The organism is Streptomyces griseorubiginosus (genome assembly GCF_036345115.1).
In the GTDB taxonomy this organism is placed as follows: Bacteria; Actinomycetota; Actinomycetes; order Streptomycetales; family Streptomycetaceae; genus Streptomyces; species Streptomyces griseorubiginosus_C.
Genome location: NZ_CP107766.1, coordinates 2,577,536 through 2,595,012, shown reverse-complemented (window position 1 = coordinate 2,595,012; position 17,477 = coordinate 2,577,536). Strand labels below are relative to the sequence as shown.

Annotated in this window: 13 protein-coding genes; 9 read left to right on the top strand and 4 right to left on the bottom strand. The window is 72.7% G+C overall.

The genetic code is table 11. The features are described from left to right. Window positions 1-25 precede the first annotated feature (25 nt). The 4 genes from rbfA (at window position 26) to OHN19_RS11460 (ending at window position 6,946) form a co-directional block, all read left to right on the top strand. Window positions 26-478, top strand: coding sequence for a 30S ribosome-binding factor RbfA (gene rbfA, locus OHN19_RS11475; RefSeq protein WP_330264101.1), 453 nt, complete (start codon window positions 26-28; stop codon window positions 476-478). Then, complete coding sequence (gene truB / locus OHN19_RS11470; RefSeq protein WP_330264100.1) at window positions 475-1,380, top strand: tRNA pseudouridine(55) synthase TruB; 906 nt, start codon at window positions 475-477, stop codon at window positions 1,378-1,380. The genes rbfA and truB overlap by 4 nt, the downstream gene beginning before the upstream one ends. Window positions 1,381-2,352: 972 nt before the next feature. After that, window positions 2,353-5,853 (top strand): trypsin-like peptidase domain-containing protein, encoded by a 3,501-nt coding sequence (locus OHN19_RS11465; protein WP_330264099.1) that lies wholly within the window; start codon window positions 2,353-2,355, stop codon window positions 5,851-5,853. A gap of 142 nt (window positions 5,854-5,995) precedes the next feature. Continuing rightward, the gene (locus OHN19_RS11460; RefSeq protein WP_330264098.1) at window positions 5,996-6,946 is read left to right on the top strand and encodes a bifunctional riboflavin kinase/FAD synthetase; all 951 of its coding nucleotides are present in this window, start codon (window positions 5,996-5,998) and stop codon (window positions 6,944-6,946) included. A gap of 57 nt (window positions 6,947-7,003) precedes the next feature. Here the strand turns inward: OHN19_RS11460 and OHN19_RS11455 are convergent, their stop codons facing one another. From OHN19_RS11455 to eccE, 4 genes are all read right to left on the bottom strand, one after another. Further along, window positions 7,004-10,078 carry an SCO5717 family growth-regulating ATPase gene (locus OHN19_RS11455; protein ID WP_330264097.1) on the bottom strand — a complete coding sequence of 1,025 codons (3,075 nt, stop codon included), beginning with the start codon at window positions 10,076-10,078 and terminating at the stop codon, window positions 7,004-7,006. A gap of 293 nt (window positions 10,079-10,371) precedes the next feature. Then, complete coding sequence (locus OHN19_RS11450) at window positions 10,372-10,689, bottom strand: DUF397 domain-containing protein (protein WP_330264096.1); 318 nt, start codon at window positions 10,687-10,689, stop codon at window positions 10,372-10,374. Window positions 10,690-10,826: 137 nt separating this feature from the next. Next, window positions 10,827-11,654, bottom strand: a complete 828-nt coding sequence (locus OHN19_RS11445; RefSeq protein WP_330264095.1) for a hypothetical protein — start codon at window positions 11,652-11,654, stop codon at window positions 10,827-10,829. Next, the gene (eccE, locus tag OHN19_RS11440) at window positions 11,654-12,985 is read right to left on the bottom strand and encodes a type VII secretion protein EccE (protein ID WP_381304637.1); all 1,332 of its coding nucleotides are present in this window, start codon (window positions 12,983-12,985) and stop codon (window positions 11,654-11,656) included. Before eccE ends, OHN19_RS11445 begins: the two co-directional genes overlap by 1 nt. A 195-nt stretch (window positions 12,986-13,180) precedes the next feature. Here eccE and eccB point away from each other — a divergent pair, with 195 nt between their 5' ends. The 5 genes from eccB to OHN19_RS11415 all read left to right on the top strand — a co-directional run bounded on the left by eccB (window position 13,181) and on the right by OHN19_RS11415 (window position 17,461). Continuing rightward, on the top strand, window positions 13,181-14,752 hold the full coding sequence (eccB, locus tag OHN19_RS11435) for a type VII secretion protein EccB (protein WP_330264094.1): 1,572 nt from the start codon (window positions 13,181-13,183) through the stop codon (window positions 14,750-14,752). 226 nt (window positions 14,753-14,978) lie between these two features. Next, window positions 14,979-15,299, top strand: a complete 321-nt coding sequence (locus OHN19_RS11430) for a WXG100 family type VII secretion target (protein WP_007385064.1) — start codon at window positions 14,979-14,981, stop codon at window positions 15,297-15,299. 67 nt (window positions 15,300-15,366) lie between these two features. Beyond that, window positions 15,367-15,660, top strand: a complete 294-nt coding sequence (locus OHN19_RS11425) for a WXG100 family type VII secretion target (RefSeq protein WP_007385065.1) — start codon at window positions 15,367-15,369, stop codon at window positions 15,658-15,660. Between the two features lie 188 nt (window positions 15,661-15,848). After that, the gene (gene mycP, locus OHN19_RS11420; protein WP_330264093.1) at window positions 15,849-17,141 is read left to right on the top strand and encodes a type VII secretion-associated serine protease mycosin; all 1,293 of its coding nucleotides are present in this window, start codon (window positions 15,849-15,851) and stop codon (window positions 17,139-17,141) included. A 5-nt stretch (window positions 17,142-17,146) separates the two neighbouring features. Further along, a complete protein-coding gene (locus OHN19_RS11415) occupies window positions 17,147-17,461 on the top strand; it encodes a hypothetical protein (RefSeq protein ID WP_330264092.1) in 315 nt (104 codons plus the stop codon). The last annotated feature ends 16 nt before the right edge of the window (window positions 17,462-17,477 follow it).

Here is a 17,477-nt window from a genome sequence, read left to right as displayed (position 1 = left end):
AGTAAGTACTTAAGGAGACGGACCAGTGGCCGACAACGCGCGCGCCAAGAGGCTGGCGGACCTCATCCGAGAGGTGGTGGCCCAGAAGCTGCTGCGCGGGATCAAGGACCCGCGGCTCGGCTCACACGTCACCATCACGGACACCCGGGTCACGGGCGACCTGCGGGAGGCGACCGTCTTCTACACGGTCTACGGCGGCGAAGAGGAGCGAGCGGCCGCGGCAGCCGGACTGGAGAGCGCCAAGGGCGTGCTCCGGTCGGCCGTCGGGGCGGCGGCGGGCGTGAAGTTCACCCCGACGCTGACCTTCGTGGCCGACGCGCTGCCCGACACCGCCAAGACCATCGACGACCTCCTCGACAAGGCCCGCCAGTCCGACGAGAAGGTGCGCGAGGTCTCGGCGGGTGCCGCCTACGCCGGTGACGCCGACCCGTACCGGAAGCCGGGCGACGAGGACGAGACGGACGACGCCGCAGAATGACCCAGAAGAACCGGACGCCCGACGGCCTTGTCATCGTCGACAAGCCGTCGGGCTTCACTTCGCACGACGTGGTCGCCAAGATGCGCGGGATCGCGAAGACCCGCCGCGTCGGACACGCCGGCACCCTCGACCCCATGGCGACGGGTGTGCTCGTCCTCGGCGTCGAGAAGGCGACCAAGCTCCTCGGGCACCTCGCGCTGACCGAGAAGGAGTACCTGGGCACGATCCGGCTCGGCCAGACGACCCTGACCGACGACGCCGAGGGCGAGATCACGGGGTCGGTCGACGCCTCGAAGGTCACCCGGGAGGCCGTCGACGCCGGGATCGCCAAGCTGAGCGGCGACATCATGCAGGTGCCGTCCAAGGTCAGCGCCATCAAGATCGACGGGGTGCGCTCGTACAAACGGGCCCGCGAGGGCGAGGAGTTCGAGATCCCAGCACGACCCGTGCGGATCTCGTCCTTCGCGGTGTACGACGTCCGGGACGCGGTCGCCGAGGACGGCACGCCGGTCCTCGACCTGGTGGTCTCGGTGGTCTGCTCCTCCGGTACCTACATCCGGGCGCTCGCCCGTGACCTGGGTGCGGACCTGGGCGTGGGCGGCCATCTGACGGCTCTGCGCCGGACCCGGGTGGGGCCGTACAAGCTGGACTCCGCGCGGACCCTCGACCAGCTCCAGCAGGAGCTGACGGTGATGCCGATCGGCGAGGCCGCGGCGGCGGCGTTCCCGCGCTGGGACGTCGACGCGCGGCGGGCCAAGCTGCTCACCAACGGGGTGCGGCTCGACATGCCCGAGGAGTACGTGGGTGTCGGCACGGTGGCCGTGTTCGACGCCGAGGGCGGCTTCCTCGCGCTGGTCGAGGAACAGAAGGGCAAGGCGAAGAGCCTGGCCGTGTTCTCCTGAGGCCTGTTCGGGGGCACCGGGGCTGGGTCTGCCCGTGGAGCGGCGATCACGGGGTTGTGCCGCCGCTCCACGGTCCCCCCTCGGTTCCCCCACCCCTAGGGTGTATCCGCCCGTCCCTTTCCATTCACCCGCGCGGGCAGGCGCTCGGAGTGAACCGGGGGAGTGGAAGGGGGCGCGTTCACCACGCGATCTGTCCCGCTGATCACCCCGCGCCTACCGTCGAAAACAGGAACGTGCGTACGGCGGGAAGGCTCGACCATGACGGCAGGGGGTGACTCCGTCGGCGAACCGACACGGCTTGCCTCCGGGGTGGAGAGCGGGGGGTGGGACGGCGGGGTCTTGGGGGCGTCGCGGGCAGGGCAGGCAGGAGAGGCAGGGCTGGCGGGGCACGCGGGGCGGGGAGGGCCGGGAGGCCGGGGGAGCGGTGAGGCTGCGTGGGCCGGATCCGGTTCGGGTTTTGCGGGGGCCGGCTCGGACGGGGACTTCGGGTGGGCGGGTTCGGGTGGGGATTCCGCGGCGCCGGGTTCGGGTGGGGGTCTCGCGGGGCGGAGTTCGGTTGGGGATCTCGCACGGGCGGGTTCCGGTGAGGATTTCGCGGCGTCGGGTTCTGGTGAGGGGCTCGCATGGCCCGGCTCGGGTGGTGGTCTCGCACGGGCGGGTTCCGGTGAGGATTTGGCGGTGCCGGGTTCCGGTGGGGGTCCCGCGGGGCCCGGTCCTGGTGGGTATCTCGCTGCGCCCGGCTCGGGTAGGGATTTGGCGGCGCTGGGTTCCGGTGGGGAGCTTGCGGGGCCCGGTTCCGGTGGGGATCCGGTGTTGCCCGGTGCCGGTGCGGACCCCGCGGCCGGTGGCGGGGGGCAGGTCCGTCGAGGTGGGTGTGAGGGGGGTCGGGCGCTGGGGTGGGGGCGTCGGTCGCGGTATGCGCGTGGGGGGGCACCGGGTTCTCAGGGTGGGGTCGGGCGGGACGACTATCTCGTGCGGGTTCATGATCTGGCCGGGCGGCTCCGCGGGGTCGGCTTCGTGGCCGATCACCACGGCACCGTCGTCACCGGTCACGAGGTCGTGGACGGGCTGGCCCGGATCGTGCTGCACGCCGGTGACCGCAGCTGTGTGGTGAGCGCCGACGCCGTGACCCCGCTGCCCGGGCGGGACCTGGCGCTCGTGCGGACCGAGGGCCTCGGTGTGGACCCGCTGCCCTTGTCCGTGCGTGACACCGTCGAACCCGGCACCTACGTACGCCTGCCCGCGGGCTGCTGGCGTGAGGCCCGGGTGCTCGGCCCGGTCACCGTGACCTACACGGCCACGGACCGCTTCCATCTCCTCGACGGTGTCCTGGAGTTGGCGATCGGCACGGCGGGCCGGGACGCGCTGCGGCTGGGCGGCGGGGCCGCCGGAGGGCCCGTGCTCGACGCCGAGACCGGCGCGGTCGTCGCCGTCCTCGGCACCGCCCTGCAGAGCGGCCCCCGCGACACCGCCCACGCGATCCCCCTCCGGTCCCCCGGCAACGGCGTTGCCGCCGACGTGCGCGCGAGGAAGGCCGTTACCGGGCAGATCGAGGGGAACACCGGGACCGGCCCGCTCGCCGATGCGCGCACAGAAACCGCAGCCCCCGGCCCCCTCCCCGAGCACCCGGTCACCGACCGGCACGCGGAGAACGACCCCACCGACCCCCTCGCCGCCCTGCTCGCCGAGAACGCAGCCACCGTCCCCGCCTACGGTGCCGACCTCAACCTCGCCGGCGTGCTGGAGCTGGCCGCCACCTCAGTGGGCCAGGACGGGCCGCACGGTGCCCTGGCCGGTCATGTCGGGCGGGGGGACATCGCGGGGCCGGTACAACGAGCCATGACCGCGCGGGAGTTCGCCGCATTCACCGACGGCGACGCCACCGTGCTCGGGCTCGTCGGGCCGCCCGGTAGTGGTCGTACGACGGAACTCGCGGCCCTCGCCGCCCGCCGTCACCGTGGCCCCGCCCCCGCCCCCACCCTCTGGCTGCGCGGTGCCGACCTGGAGGCCACCGACGACTCGGTGGCCGACGCGGCGCGCCGCGCGCTCAGCAGGGCCGCCCGGATCGTCGCGACCTCTACGGACACCGACCTCGGCGACGTCACCCCCGAACGCCTGGCCCGGCTGTCCCGGGACGCCGGCCGCCCCCTGTTCCTCCTCCTCGACGGTCCCGAGGAGATGCCCCCGGTCCTCGCCCACCGCCTCGCGGAGTGGACGCGGGGCACGGCGCGGTGGCTGCGGGAGACCGGGGCGCGGCTGGTCGTGGCGTGCCGGGAGGAGTACTGGGAGGGCACGGACTTCCCGGCGGAGCTGTTGTACGGCGACCCGGGCCGGCACGTCCCGCCCCGCGTCCCCCTCGCCGACCTCACCGACGACGAGGCCCGCCGCGCCCGCGCCCGCTACGAACTCCCCGACGGCACCCTCGCCGCCCCGGACGACCGGCACCCCCTCACCCTCCGGCTACTCTCCGAGGTCCGTGCCGCCCTCCCCGGCACCCCGCACGCCCCCGTCGACCGCGACCAGGTCTTCGAGGCCTACCTCGACCTGATGTGCCTGCGTATCGCGGTACGCCTGGCCACCCCGGGCGGGCTGCGCGGCAGCGCCGTGCGTCGGCTCGCCGCGAAGGTGTCCGGGCAGGTCCACGAGGCCGCCCGCCGCAGCCTCGGTCCCGGTCAGGGCGAGCTGGACCGCGCGTCGTTCGAGGCGGTGTTCCCCTGGGGCCCGGCCCCGAAGCGGCTCGGCGGCACCGGCTGGGCCTCCGCCGTCCTCACCGAGGGCCTCCTGGTCCCCGCCGGCACCGGCTACCGCTTCGCGCACGAGGAACTCGCCGACTGGATCCAGGGCATGCACCTGGACCTGGACGAGGCCCTGCGCGTCCTGGTCCACCGCCGCGGCACCGGGCGGGAGCAGCCCCTCCCCGTCCCGCACCACCGCATCGGCCCCGTCGTCGAGGCCCTGCTCCTCGTCGCCCGTCAGCACGGCGCACCGCAACTGTCGTACCGGCTGGAGGAGTTGATCCACGCCCTCGACGCCGACCCGCACTCCTGGTGGGCCGCCCGCCTCCTCACCGAGACCCTCCTGCGGGTGCCCGACGCGACGCCGTACACCGATGTCCTGCGGCAGCTCGCCGACCGCCTCGTGGCCGGGCGCCGCCGGGGCGAGCCGGTCCCGCCCGGCTTCGGCCCCGCATTCTGGACCGCCCTCCGGCTCCCGCAGGGCGCTCGCTTCGACCTGCTCCGCCGGCTCGTCCTCGCCGACGGGCCCCCGCAGGAGCCCGGGCCGCGGTTCCTGGACGCCGTGGCGGAGCTGCTCGCCGTCGACCCCACCGTCGTACAGCCGCAGCTGACGCGCTGGTTCGACGACGACCGGGCGCTGCCCGCGACCCCGCACGCGACCGTCGCCGAGGCCGCTCAGGCGCTGCTGCACACGCATCGGACCCGGGCCCTGGACGACCTCACCGAGGTGCTCGTCGGGTGTGCGCACCGGCGGGGCGACGAGCTGCTCGCCGTGCTGGCCGAGGACGAGCCGTCGGCGGTGTGCCGGGCCGTGGACCGGTGGGCCCACGACGAGCGGCCGGCGCGGCGGGTGGCCGCCGTGGCGTACGGACTGCGGGCCGCCCCGCACGTCCGCACCGAGGCCGACCGCGAGCTGCTGCGCTACGCCGCCCTCGCCCTGCTCGCCCGCCCCGAGGACCGTGCCCTGCACGGCGGCGCGCTCGCCCTGCTGGTCCGCGATCCACACACGCGTGCCCGTCATCTCTCGCAGGCGCTCGGGTACTTCGCGGCCGGCGACCCGCAGTTCCCGCCCGGCGCGCTGGTCCCCGCGCTCGCCACCCACCCCGGCCCGGTCCTGGACGCCTTCCGGGAGCGGCTGCGGCGGCCCGGCGCCGGGGAGGCGCTGCGCACCCTCGCCGACGTCACCACGCCCGCCCTGGCCCGCCGGGTGACCGCGCTGGTGCGGGAGGCCGTCGAGCGGCGCCCGGAGACCGCCGGGGACGTGGCCGCCTACGTCGACCGGCGCCTCGACCAGGGGCCCGCCGCCCGGGCCGTCCTCCTCCCACTGGTCACCGGGCTCCTCGACGGCGGCCCGGAAGGCGTGCGGGCCGCGCTGGCGGCCGTCCTCGCGGGCCCGGGCACCCCCGCCTCCCGCCCGTTGCGCGACGAACTCCTCGACCACCTCCTCGACCACGAACGCGAACCGGCGGTCCTGGCCGCCCTGCTGCCCGCGGCCGCCGCCCGCGCGGACGCCGACATCCGCGCCCTGGTCCACCGCATCGGCCTCCTCCTGGTCCGCACCCCGGACGGCGCCACCCGCTTCGACCGCGGGCTCGTCGACCTCGGCCGGCATGTGCCCGGATTCGCCGCGCTGGTGGCCGGCTGGCTCGCCGCGGCCCCGCGGGAGTGGGCGGCGGTGGTCGGACCCAGCACCCGGCGGATGATCGGGAACCTCGCGGGCGTCCGGGTGCCGGCCTGAGACCGCGCGGAGCACGCAGGGCGCGTGCGTCGGGTCACAGCCCCCATGCCGATGCGGGCCACGGGCACGCGGCATGGCACCCTTAGACCTGCGCAGGTCTTGAGAGTCAATACGGACACGGGTTCGACGAGGAGCGGTCACAGTGCAGCGCTGGCGTGGCTTGGAGGACATCCCCGAGGACTGGGGGCGCAGCGTCGTCACCATCGGTTCCTACGACGGGGTGCACCGCGGGCACCAGCTGATCATCCGGCACGCCGTGGACCGCGCGCGTGAGCTGGGCGTTCCCTCGGTCGTCGTCACCTTCGACCCGCACCCCAGCGAGGTCGTCCGCCCCGGCAGCCACCCACCGCTGCTGGCCCCGCACCACCGCCGCGCCGAGCTGATGGCGGACCTGGGCGTGGACGCGATCCTGATCCTCCCCTTCACCACCGAGTTCTCGAAGCTCTCGCCCGCCGACTTCGTCGTCAAGGTCCTCGTCGACAAGCTGCACGCCAAGGCGGTCGTCGAGGGCCCCAACTTCCGCTTCGGCCACAAGGCCGCGGGCAATGTCGACTTCCTCGCCGAGCAGGGCAAGACGTACGACTTCGAGGTCGAGGTCGTCGACCTGTACGTGTCCGGCGCGGCGGGCGGCGGCGAGCCCTTCTCCTCCACGCTGACCCGGCGCCTGGTCGCCGAGGGGGACGTCGAGGGGGCCGGGGAGATTCTGGGCCGTCCGCACCGGGTGGAGGGCGTGGTCGTCCGAGGTGCCCAGCGGGGGCGGGAGTTGGGCTTCCCCACGGCCAACGTCGAGACCCTCCCGCACACCGCGATCCCCGCCGACGGCGTCTACGCCGGCTGGCTGCACGTCCAGGGCGAGGCGATGCCGGCCGCGATCTCCGTCGGCACCAACCCGCAGTTCGACGGCACCGAGCGCACGGTGGAGGCGTACGCCATCGACCGCGTCGGGCTCGACCTGTACGGGCTGCACGTGGCGGTGGACTTCCTCGCCTATGTGCGCGGGCAGCAGAAGTTCGACTCGCTGGACGCACTGCTGAAGGCGATGGCCGTCGACGTGCAGCGCTGCCGGGAGCTGATCGAGGGCGCCGAAGCCTGACCCAGGAAGTGAAAAGAGGGCCGGCACCATCTGGTGCCGGCCCTCTTTCCTGTCGGGCTACTGCTGCGGCGGCCGGCCCGCGTTCGGGTCGTACGGCGGCTGCGGGTAGCCGGGCTGGGGCTGACCCGTCTGCCAGGGCTGGCCCGGCTGGGCGCCGGGGAAGCCCTGGAACGGCGGCTGCGGGGCCGGGGGCTGCGGCTGGCCGGGGGCCTGCGGCTGGCCCGGCATCGGGGGCGCCATGGTCGGGGGCTGGTTGTTGCCGTTCCCCGTCCACAGCCCCTGCTCCTGCTGGGCGCGCGCGAAGTCCTCGGCCACCATCGTGGCGAGGTCGAAGTACGCCTCCCGGACCTTCGGCCGCATCATGTCGAGGTCGACCTCGGCACCGGCCGCCAGGTGCTCGTCGAACGGCACGACGATCACACCGCGGCAGCGCTGCTCGAAGTGGGTGACGATGTCCTCCACCTTGATCATCTTGCCGGTCTCGCGGACACCCGAGATCACGGTGATGGACCGCGACACCAGCGCCGCGTACCCGTGCGCCGACAGCCAGTCCAGGGTCGTGCTGGCGCTGCTCGCCCCGTCCACCGACGGCGTCGAGATGATGATCAGCTGGTCGGCGAGGTCGAGCACGCCGCGCATCGCGCTGTAGAGCAGTCCGGTGCCCGAGTCGGTGAGGATGATCGGGTACTGGCGGCCCAGTACGTCGATCGCGCGCCGGTAGTCCTCGTCGTTGAAGGTCGTGGACACGGCCGGGTCGACGTCGTTGGCGATGATCTCCAGACCGGAGGGCGCCTGCGAGGTGAACCGCCGGATGTCCATGTAGGAGTTGAGGTACGGGATCGCCTGGACCAGGTCACGGATGGTGGCCCCGGTCTCGCGCCGCACCCGGCGGCCGAGGGTGCCGGCGTCCGGGTTGGCGTCGATCGCGAGGATCTTGTCCTGGCGCTCGGTGGCGAGGGTCGAGCCGAGGGCGGTGGTCGTGGTCGTCTTGCCCACGCCGCCCTTGAGGCTGATCACCGCGATCCGGTAGCAGGACAGCACCGGGGTGCGGATGAGGTCGAGCTTGCGCTGCCGCTCGGCCTCCTCCTTCTTGCCGCCGAGCTTGAACTTCGAGCCGCCCGGGGCCGGCCTGCTGCTCTTGGCCTTCTGCTTCTTGCTGTTGACCAGCCGGTCCGAGGTCAGCTCGACGGCGGCGTTGTAGCCGAGCGGCGCACCCGCGCCGGCCACCTGCTGCCGCTGGTCGTGCTGAACGGCGGCCGGCCACGCGGCACCGGTACGGGGGTCCACGCCGGGCTGGCCCGGAGCGCCCGCGTAGGGGTTGGGGTTCGGTGCCTGGGGCGGCTGCTGGCCCGGGAAGTTCGGCTGTTCCGGCTGCGCGGGGGGCGGCGGCACGGGCTGGCCGGGGTGGGCCGGGGGCTGCTGCTGGGGGTAGCCGTAGCCGCTCTGGTTCGGCTGGGGGGCGGGAGGCTGCGGGAAGCCGTAACCGCTCTGGGGGTTCTGGGGCGCGGGCGGCTGGGGGAAGCCGTAGCCGGCCTGTGGGTTCTGGGGCGCGGGGGGCTGCGGGTAGCCGTAACCGCCCTGGCCGGGCTGGGGGGCCGCGGGATGCGGGAAGCCGTAACCGCCCTGTGCGGCCTGGCCGTCCGGCTGCGGCGGGGTGGCCGGCCAGCCGCCGGGGGCGGGCTGCGGGGCCTGCGGCTGTCCCGTGGGGGCCGTCGGCTGAGCGGGCGGGAGCGGGGCGCCGGGCTGGGCGGGTGGCTGCGGCTGGCCGCCCGTCGTCCACTCCGGAGCGGAGGCGGGGGCCGTACCCGGGGCCGCCTGGGCGAACTGCGGCGGCAGCGGCGGGACCGCGCCCTGCGGCGCCGGCGGCGGACGCCAGCCTTCCTGCTGGGCGTCGGGCTGCTCGGGCGCCGAGCCCTGGGCGGGGGCGTGGGGCTGCTCGGGGGTGGGGGCCTGAGGGGGCTGGGGTGCCTGCGGCTGGTCGGGGGCGGGGGCCTGGGGTGCCTGCGGCTGCTCCGAAGTGCCGGTCGGCGCGGCCGAGGGCTGGTCCGGAGCACCGGTCTGGGCGGCGGGGGGTGCCGGGGCGTCGGGCGTGACTGCCTGCGGCTCGGTACCCGGGTCGGTGCCGGGCTCGGTGTCAACGGCCGGGCCGGCGGCCGGGGTTGGGGCTTCGGGGGCTTCCGGTGCCGTGGCTTCGGGCGCGTTTGGGTCCGTGCCCTCGGCGGTGGTTCCGGTCTCCTCGGGGGAGGCGGGCTCGGTCGGGGCCGGGGCCGCCGGTGCCTCGGCTTCCGCCTCGGCGGACACCTGCGGGGCTTCGGCGGGGGCCGGGGGCTCCGGGGCGCTCGTCGTCGTGGCGGGGGCGGAGGGCGCGTCGATACGGCCTTCCGCGTCAGCGCCGGAGACGGCCGCGCCGTCCGTGCCGTCCACGCCGGAGGAGGCGGGAGCCACCGGGGGTGCGGGAGCCACGGGTGCCGTCGGAGGGGCGGGGGCCACGGGAGGCGCGGGGGGCGCGGGAGCGACCGGGGGTGCCGGGGCGACCGGGGGTGCTGGGGTCGCCGAGGCCGCCGGAGCGACCGGGGGTGCCGGAGGTGCCGGAGTCGCCGGGGCTACCGGAGGTGGCGGAGTCGCCGAGGCCGCCTGGGGTGCCGTAGGAGGCGCGGGTGGTTGCGGGTAGCCGTAACCGCTCTGCGGGTTCGGCTGCTGCGGATAGCCGTAGCCGCTCTGGGGGTTCGGCGGTGCGGGGGGCTGGGGGTAGCCGTAGGCGCTCTGGGGGTTCGGCTGCTGCGGATAGCCGTAGCCGCTCTGCGGGTTCGGGGGCGCCGGCGGCTGCGGGGCCGTCGTGGGGGTGCCCGGCCACGGCGGGGGCGGCGGCGTCGCGGCGGACGGTGTGGGTGCGGGGCCGGACGGATCGGGGTGACCGGGGTGGGGTGCAGGTGCGGCGGGGGCAGGGGTCGGCGCGGGAGGTGCTGCCTCGGGCTCGGGCTCGGGCTGGGGCGCCGCGCTCTGTGTGTACCAGGCAGGTGCGGCGTAGTCGATGGTGAACTCGCCCGTCATCTCGGTGGCGGACTCCGCGTCGGACTGGTCGTCGCTGGGCGTGGTCCAGCCCGCGCGCAGCCCGTCCCGATCGCTCTGCACAATTCCTCCTGGTTGGTCGAGCACCCAAGTGCCGTGTGGGCACTCATGTGCCGGGCTGGGGGCGACCGTTCCTGTTGTCCGATCCGACTGAAGTCCCCTGGACGCGAACAACCCACCCGTGGGTTCTTACGTCGCACCCGCATCAAGCGTAAACGCCACAGGCCTCGGCGGGGCAGGCCCGTCCGCTGTGCGCTCGCACGCACCGGACGGCCGCCTGCCCCGATGTCGGCCTTGTGACGGTTGTCTGTCTCCTGAAGCCCGGGACGGTCGGTCCTGCGGTCCGGCCGCCGCCCCTACTCCGCCGGGAGTCCGCCGTCGTGCGGCGCGGGCTCCAGGTCGAACTCGCCGTCGCGGGCGCCCAGTACGAAGGCCCGCCACTCCGCCTCCGTGTACCGCAGCACGGTGTCCGGGTCCAGGGAGGACCGCATGGCCACCGCGCCCTCGGGGAGGTAGGCGATCTCGACGCGTTCCTCGTGCTCCTCGGTCCCGGGCGCGCTGTGCCACTCGACGCCGGAGATGTCCAGGCCGTACAGCTCGTCCCGTTCCCGTTCCTTTCGCGCCTTCACATCCGGGTCCGGTGTCTTTGCGGCGATGTCGTCCGCGTCAGCCATGGTCGGCGGGCCCTTTCTCCTGAGCGAACCTCGTGCAGGAGCACCCTACTTGGCCTCGCTCCCCTCACACAGTGCAACGGTTCGCTCACGAACTCGCGCGAGGCGCCGAGACCTTGGCCTCGCCACGGACCCGTCCGTCAGTCCATCCGGCGGGGCGCGCCGAGCAGACCGGTCTCCGCGTCGGTGGGCTGGGTCATCACGTACTGCCGCGACTTCTGCGTGCACCACAGGGCGACGTTGTCGGACAGGCTCGACAGGGACGAGGCGTCGCCCTGGGGCAACCGCATGGACTTGCCCACGACTTCGGACTCCTGCGGGGAGATCCGCTGCACACCGACGATGTCCGCGTTGGCGAGGAGCCGGGGCGCGGTCGGGCCGAGGTAGGGGAGCAGGGTCAGCACCGACTGCCAGGGCGCCGTGGTGAGACGGCTGCGCGGCGGACGGATGCCCAGGTCGCGGATGATGAGCACCGGGCTGGCCGGGGACGGCCCCTGCGGGGCGATCCGCCCCACCTGGTGCACCGTCACCGCCTGCTGGCCGCCGCCGGCCGCCTGCGCCATCGGCGCCCACAGCTGCGGACGGGCCGTCTCCACGGCCACGCGCGCGCCGATCGCCGCCGCGCGCAGGGCGATGACCTGGGCGAGCCAGGTGCCGCCCACCAGCACCATGTCCAGCCGGGTGGGGCGGCACAGCCCCAGCACCGCGGGCTGGTTGTCGGGGTCGATGCCGAGGATCAGGCCGTCGTCGCCGACCGGAAGGGTCAGCTGCGCGAGCACGTCGGCGTCGACGAGGTGGCGCTCACGGCGCGGGCCGAGCAGCCCGAAGGCCTCCCGCAGCCGCCGCTCGGGACCGAGCCGGGCGGGCTCGGGGGAGCGGGGCAGATGCCCGGGACGCTGGCCGGGGAAGCCCGGAGCGGAGTTCCCGAAGCCGGAGCGGCCGGAAGGACGGACGGTGGGAGTGGACATCAGCGGGTACCTCCCAGCGGCAGGGTGGCCAGAACTCCGGGCAGCTGCTCACGGTCGAGCCGTACCAGGCCGACCTTGAACGCGGACGCGGCCCGCTCCAAGTGCTGGGCGGCCTCGCCCAGTTCGTTCTCACCGCGGCCGGTCAGCCGTACGTGCCCGGACAGCGCGAGCAGCTTGCCGCGCCGCCTGCTGATGGTGAGCGAGAAGGTGCTGGCGAGCGTCGGCGCCGAGGTCAGCGCGCCGACCAGCCGGGGGAAGGCCGGGCCGCCACCGCCGAACTGCGGCCACTTCGAGATCCAGTACGTGGTGTGCAGCCGGTCGTCGCAGCGCCAGGTACGGGTGGTCTCGGCCGTACGGCGGCCGGAGCGGCTGCCGTCCAGGGCGGCACCGCCGGTGGTGGCCATCGGGTTGACACAGGCGGAGGTCGCGACGGCACCGCAGATGTCCGCCTCGCTCAGCACCTTGGCCTGCATACCGGCGCCCATGAGACGGCTGGCCAGCTGGTCGGCGACGCGCAGCAGGGCCCGCCGGGCACCCTGCATCCCGCCGCCGCGCGCCTCCACGGCCTCCGGGCACAGCTCCGGGTCGAGCTTGAGGGCGACCCAGGTGATACGGAGTCCGGGCGTCATGCTCTGGGCCTGGAGCGGGCCGTAGGAACGGACCGCCATGGCCTGCGGGGGCAGGTGCGGGGCGGGCGCGGGCTGGGTGTGCTGGACGACCTGGACGGAGGCGAGCCGGATGTCGTCCACCTCCAGCAGGCCCTGGAGCAGATCGAGGGGGATGTCCCCGGTGCCGTAGGACGGACGCAGGGGGGTGTCGGCGGCCTGCACCTGGACCAGCGCGGTGAGGAAGGTGCCGTCGCCGAGCATGCCGATCTCGCGCTGCTCGCGGTCCTGGAAGCTGTACGTGCGCAGCGCCGGGTCGCACTCGACGGCCGGGGCGAAGCCGGGGTCGGTGCCGGGCGGCACGGGTTCGGCGTTGCGCTTGCGGCGGTCGCGGAGCGCGCGGGCGGTGGTGAACCACTCGGGCAGCGGGCGGCCGCGCCGGCGCAGCAGCCCGGCCAGGACCAGGGGTACGGCCAGCACGATGCCGACGGTGAGACCGATGGGGCGCAGCAGCCAGCCGATCAGCAGGACCGCGGCGGCCAGTTCGAACCCGACCAGTTGCTGGATGCGGATCGGGCCGATGCTGCCGGGGCGCCTGGCGAGCGACGGCGAGGCCGGACTGGGGGCCGCGGCCGGCCGTGCCGGTTCCGGCACCTGCCCTGGCCCCTGGTTCTCCTGGGTACGACGGCTGCCGTTACGGCGCCGGGACCTGGTCGCAGTGCTCATCCCCCGGTACAACCCCTTTGCATTGTCTGGCCGCGACTCGAGCTGGCGGCGGATCACCGTACCCCGTACCGTACGGTGCGATCGTCACACGGCATAGTAGAGGCCCCTGCAGGAGCAAACGTCACGGAGTACCGGGCGGCCCTGGGGAGTTCCGCATTCGGAAACAAAGCGAAATAACGGGGAGTTGACCCATCGATGGCGACACGTCGGGATGAGCTGAACGCTTACTCCTTCGCGCGCAGGCGCACGGTGGCGGCGTTTCTTCAGCCGTCGCCGCACGGTTCGGAGGAGGCGGCGCCGCGGCCCCTCAAGACCGTCCTGCCGAGTCTCGGTGTGGCGGTGCTGGTGCTCATCGGATTCGGGGCCTGGGGCATGCTCAGCCCGACCGCGCCGAAGGGCTGGGACGCACAGGGCAAGAACATCCTCGTCGGCAGCGAGTCGACGACGCGCTACGTGCTGGTGAAGACCAAGGGCGAGAACAAGCTGAGCCTGCACCCCGTTCTCAACCTGGCGTCCGCCAAGCTGCTGTTGAACGGCGAGAACCCCCAGGTCCTCAAGATCAAGGAGTCGGTGCTCGACAACAGCAAGTACCCGATGGGCGCGACGGTCGGCATCCCCTTCGCCCCGGACCGGCTGCCCTCCGCCGAGGACGCCAAGACGGCGAAGACCTGGGCGCTGTGCCAGGCCCCGGGCGAGGACGGGCAGCCGGTCAGCGCGACGTACGTGCTGGACAAGAGCGACTACCAGAAGCTCCTCCAGAATCACGGGGAGTTGAACCAGAACAAGGTCCTTTACGTCGAGGGCCCGAAGGATCCCGGTTCGGTCAGCGGCAACGGTCCGCGTTACATGGTCACTCCGGACGGGAGCGCCTATCTGCTCGGCGGCAAGACCTGGCGGCTGTCGAGCGAGAACGCCCTTCAGGACATCCAGCGCGCCGTGTTCGGTGAAGGGGTGCAGCCGCAGCGCGTCAGCGCGGACTTCCTCAAGACCCTGAACGTCGTGGGCGACCTCCAGTTCCCCTCGCTGGGTGGGGACGCCGGGGCGGCGGCGAACGTCGAGGGGCTTCCCACGCGCGTGGCCAAGGTGGGCATGGTCCTCGTGACCGGTACCGGGGCCAGGCAGCAGAAGTACATCGTGCTGAAGAACGAGGTGCGGCCCATCTCCGACTTCACCGCGGAGATGTGGCTCAGCAGCCCGTTCATCAACGCCGTCTACGCGGGCGCCACCCCGGCGCCGGCACAGGTCGGGTTCAACGACATCCACCCGGAGAACGGTGAGTGGATGGCGGAGAAGACCTGGCCCGAGCAGCCGGTGGTGCAGGCCAACACGTACTGGAAGCCGGGCGGCGACAAGGTCTCGTGCAGTGTCTGGCACGGCGGGGCGATCAACCAGAACAACAACCGGCAGCTGATGACGGTCTGGAGCGGCCGGGACTATCCCAAGGACCTCTCGCAGAGCGGTTCCCGCACCTACGTCTCGCCCGGCAGCGGCCTGCTCTTCAAGCGGATCACGGGCACCGACGCCGGCGGCGGCAGCACCTTCCTCGTCACCGACACCGGCCTGCGCTACTCGGTGCCCGCTCGCAACGACAGCGAGGTCACGGGCGGCGAGAAGGCGGACGCCAACACCCAGCAGACCAACACCTCGCAGGTGCGCCTCGGTTACGGCAAGATCCGCGCGGCGTCGGTTCCGGCGACCTGGGCGGACCTGCTGGCGGCGGGGCCGGAGCTCAGCAGCGGCAACGCGGAGCAGGCGCAGGGGTCGTAGGCCCGCTCCGGGATCGCGGGTCGTCACTCACACTTCACGAACGCACTTGTGAAAAAGGTGAGTTGACTTCATCGCGATCTTGCCACAAGCCCCAACTGATGTTCGCTCTGTCGGCGGATGCGACTAGAGTGGAACCAGACCGGACTGGATACGCCTGCCACCATTCGGTGACGGCGTTCCGAGTGAGGGTCTACTCAGAACTCCTACGTCTCATGGGGGACACAACATGGCTGGACAGCAGTTCACCATGACCGAGGAGGAGATGGTCGCGTTCAGCGGCAAGATCTCCTCGGTCAACTCCTCGATCCAGGGCGAAATCTCCCGCCTGCAGACCGTGATCGACACGATCACGGGCGGCTGGAAGGGCTCGGCGGCCACCGCGTACAACAACCTGCAGTCGCAGGTGAACCAGGATGCCAACAAGATCAACCAGATCTTGAACGACATCAAGGAAGCGATCGACCAGAGCACCAAGGCCTACGCGGCTTCGGAAGAGGAGCAGCGCGCGTCCATCCAGAACATCGCTGCCTCGTCCCCCTTCGGATGATCGGACCCGTGCGCCTCGGCTCACGTCCGTGATCGACCATCCATACATCTGAGGAGACACAGAAGAGATGTCCGGGCAGATTCTTGTAAATTTCGCCACGATCTCCCAGGCCGCGCAGGACGTCCGCAGCACCGCGGGCAAGATCCGTACGCAGCTTGACGAGCTCGAGAGCGGCGTGAAGCGCATCTCCGCCAGCTGGGAAGGCTCGGCGCAGGAGTCCTACCGCGCCAAGCAGGCCGAGTGGGACCAGCGCGCCGCCTCCATGCAGCAGACGCTGGAGGCCATCGCCAAGGCCCTCGACAGCGCCGCCCAGAACTACCAGGCGACCGAGTCGAAGAACGCCCAGATCTGGGGCGGCTGACGTGACCGTCTGATGGGGGCGAGTGTGCGACAGCGCGCTCGCCCCCATCGGCGGTTCACGGGGCGTGTGGACTTTCCGGCTGATAGCCGGGTCATCGGCGCAAGTCGAGTCATCGGCTCATAGTCGGGTGACCCGCTCGTAGCCGGTCCATGCGCCCCGTACAGAAACAAAACGGGAGGACGTAACAAGTGGGATCCGGGGCATCGCGCGCCGCGCGTCGGAGCGCCGCAGGCACCGCCGCCCTGGCGGTCCTCGCCTGTGGGCTGCCCTTCGCGGGCGCCGCGCCGGCAGCCGCCGCGGACCGGGTGCGGACCGTCTTGGCCGACGACGACGTGCGCTTCCAGGTCGACGACACCAGCTGCTCGTTCCCGTCCGACGTCATCAAGGGAACCCCCTGGTCGCTGCAGCGCGTGGTCCTCGACCAGCTGTGGCAGGACACCAGGGGCAAGGGTGTCAAGGTCGCCGTCATCGACACCGGCGTGGACACCGTCAACGCACAGCTCAAGACCGCCGTCGCCAACGGCAAGGACTACCTGCACGCGGGCGGCAACGGCAAGACCGACAAGGTGGGCCACGGCACCAAGGTGGCGGGCATCATCGCGGCCCGGAAGCTCGACGGCACCGGTTTCGTCGGCCTGGCCCCGGAAGCGACGATCATCCCGATCCGCCAGAACGACGACCAGGGCAGCGGCAATGTCGGCACGATGATGGACGCGATCAGGTGGGCGGCCTCGCAGGGCGCCAAGGTCATCAACATCTCGCAGGACACCGCGTCGAAGATGAACCCGGCCGTCGACGCCGAGTTCCGATCGGCCATCGAGTTCGCCCAGTCGAAGGACGCGCTGATCGTGGCCGCGGCCGGCAACGACGGTGCGGACGGCACGGTCAAGGAGACCTACCCGGCGGCGTACCCCGGCGTCCTCGCGGTCGCCGCCTCGGACCGGAACAACGCCCGCGCCCCCTTCTCCCAGTCGGGACCTTTCGTGGGCGTCGCGGCACCGGGCATCGACATGGTCTCGACCGTCCCGGTGGGCGGCAACTGCGTCGACCAGGGCACGAGTTTCGCGGCGCCGTACGTCTCGGGTGTCGCCGCGCTGATCCGCGCCAAGCACCCGAAGTGGAGCTACAAGCAGGTCATCACCCAGATCGAGCAGACGGCGGACCGGACCAAGGCGGGCCGTGACGACTTCGTGGGCTGGGGCGTGGTCGACCCGACCGCGGCGGTCAACGACGACACGACGGAGCCCTCGGCCGACGGCCCCAAGCCGGACTCGGCCGGCCCCGTGGGCGACGCGGCCGACGTCCAGGCCGCGACACTGGTCCTCGGCGAGACCGAACAGCAACGAACGGAACGGTACGCGCTGTACGTGGTCGCCGCCGGGTTCGCCCTGGTGCTGCTGCTGTTCGGAGGCGGCCGGGTGCTCGGAGACTGGCGGCGCAAGCAGGGTGTGGGTAACAACGTGGAGTCAACGGGGAGCTGAGCATTATGGCTGAGCAGTACAAGGTCGATCTCAGTGAGATCGAGGGGACGATCACCAAGCTGAACGGCGTCATCAGAGACATGACGACGTCCAAGTCGAGCTGCATGGGCAACACGTACCTGCCGCAGGGCGCGTTGGGGACGGGCTTCGGTGAGGCCAAGGCGCTGTACGACGCGCACGAAGCGATGAAGGAGCGTCTCTACGAGATCGTCGCGCACCTGGAAGACGTGCTGGACGACTTCGGGAAGAAGACGAAGAAGACGCATGACGCGTTCAGCGACGCTGAGGCGGAGAACTATGCGGCGTTCAACAGGAAGTAACGGGATGTCCTGCTAC

What these genes read in the sequence shown, in the direction of transcription:
- truB (WP_330264100.1), top strand. Translation starts at nt 475, where the DNA reads ATGACCCAGAAGAACCGGACGCCCGACGGCCTTGTCATCGTCGACAAG.
- OHN19_RS11450 (WP_330264096.1), bottom strand. Translation starts at nt 10,689, where the DNA reads ATGGCTGACGCGGACGACATCGCCGCAAAGACACCGGACCCGGATGTG.
- OHN19_RS11445 (WP_330264095.1), bottom strand. Translation starts at nt 11,654, where the DNA reads ATGTCCACTCCCACCGTCCGTCCTTCCGGCCGCTCCGGCTTCGGGAAC.
- eccE (WP_381304637.1), bottom strand. Translation starts at nt 12,985, where the DNA reads ATGAGCACTGCGACCAGGTCCCGGCGCCGTAACGGCAGCCGTCGTACC.
- eccB (WP_330264094.1), top strand. Translation starts at nt 13,181, where the DNA reads ATGGCGACACGTCGGGATGAGCTGAACGCTTACTCCTTCGCGCGCAGG.
- OHN19_RS11430 (WP_007385064.1), top strand. Translation starts at nt 14,979, where the DNA reads ATGGCTGGACAGCAGTTCACCATGACCGAGGAGGAGATGGTCGCGTTC.
- OHN19_RS11425 (WP_007385065.1), top strand. Translation starts at nt 15,367, where the DNA reads ATGTCCGGGCAGATTCTTGTAAATTTCGCCACGATCTCCCAGGCCGCG.
- OHN19_RS11415 (WP_330264092.1), top strand. Translation starts at nt 17,147, where the DNA reads ATGGCTGAGCAGTACAAGGTCGATCTCAGTGAGATCGAGGGGACGATC.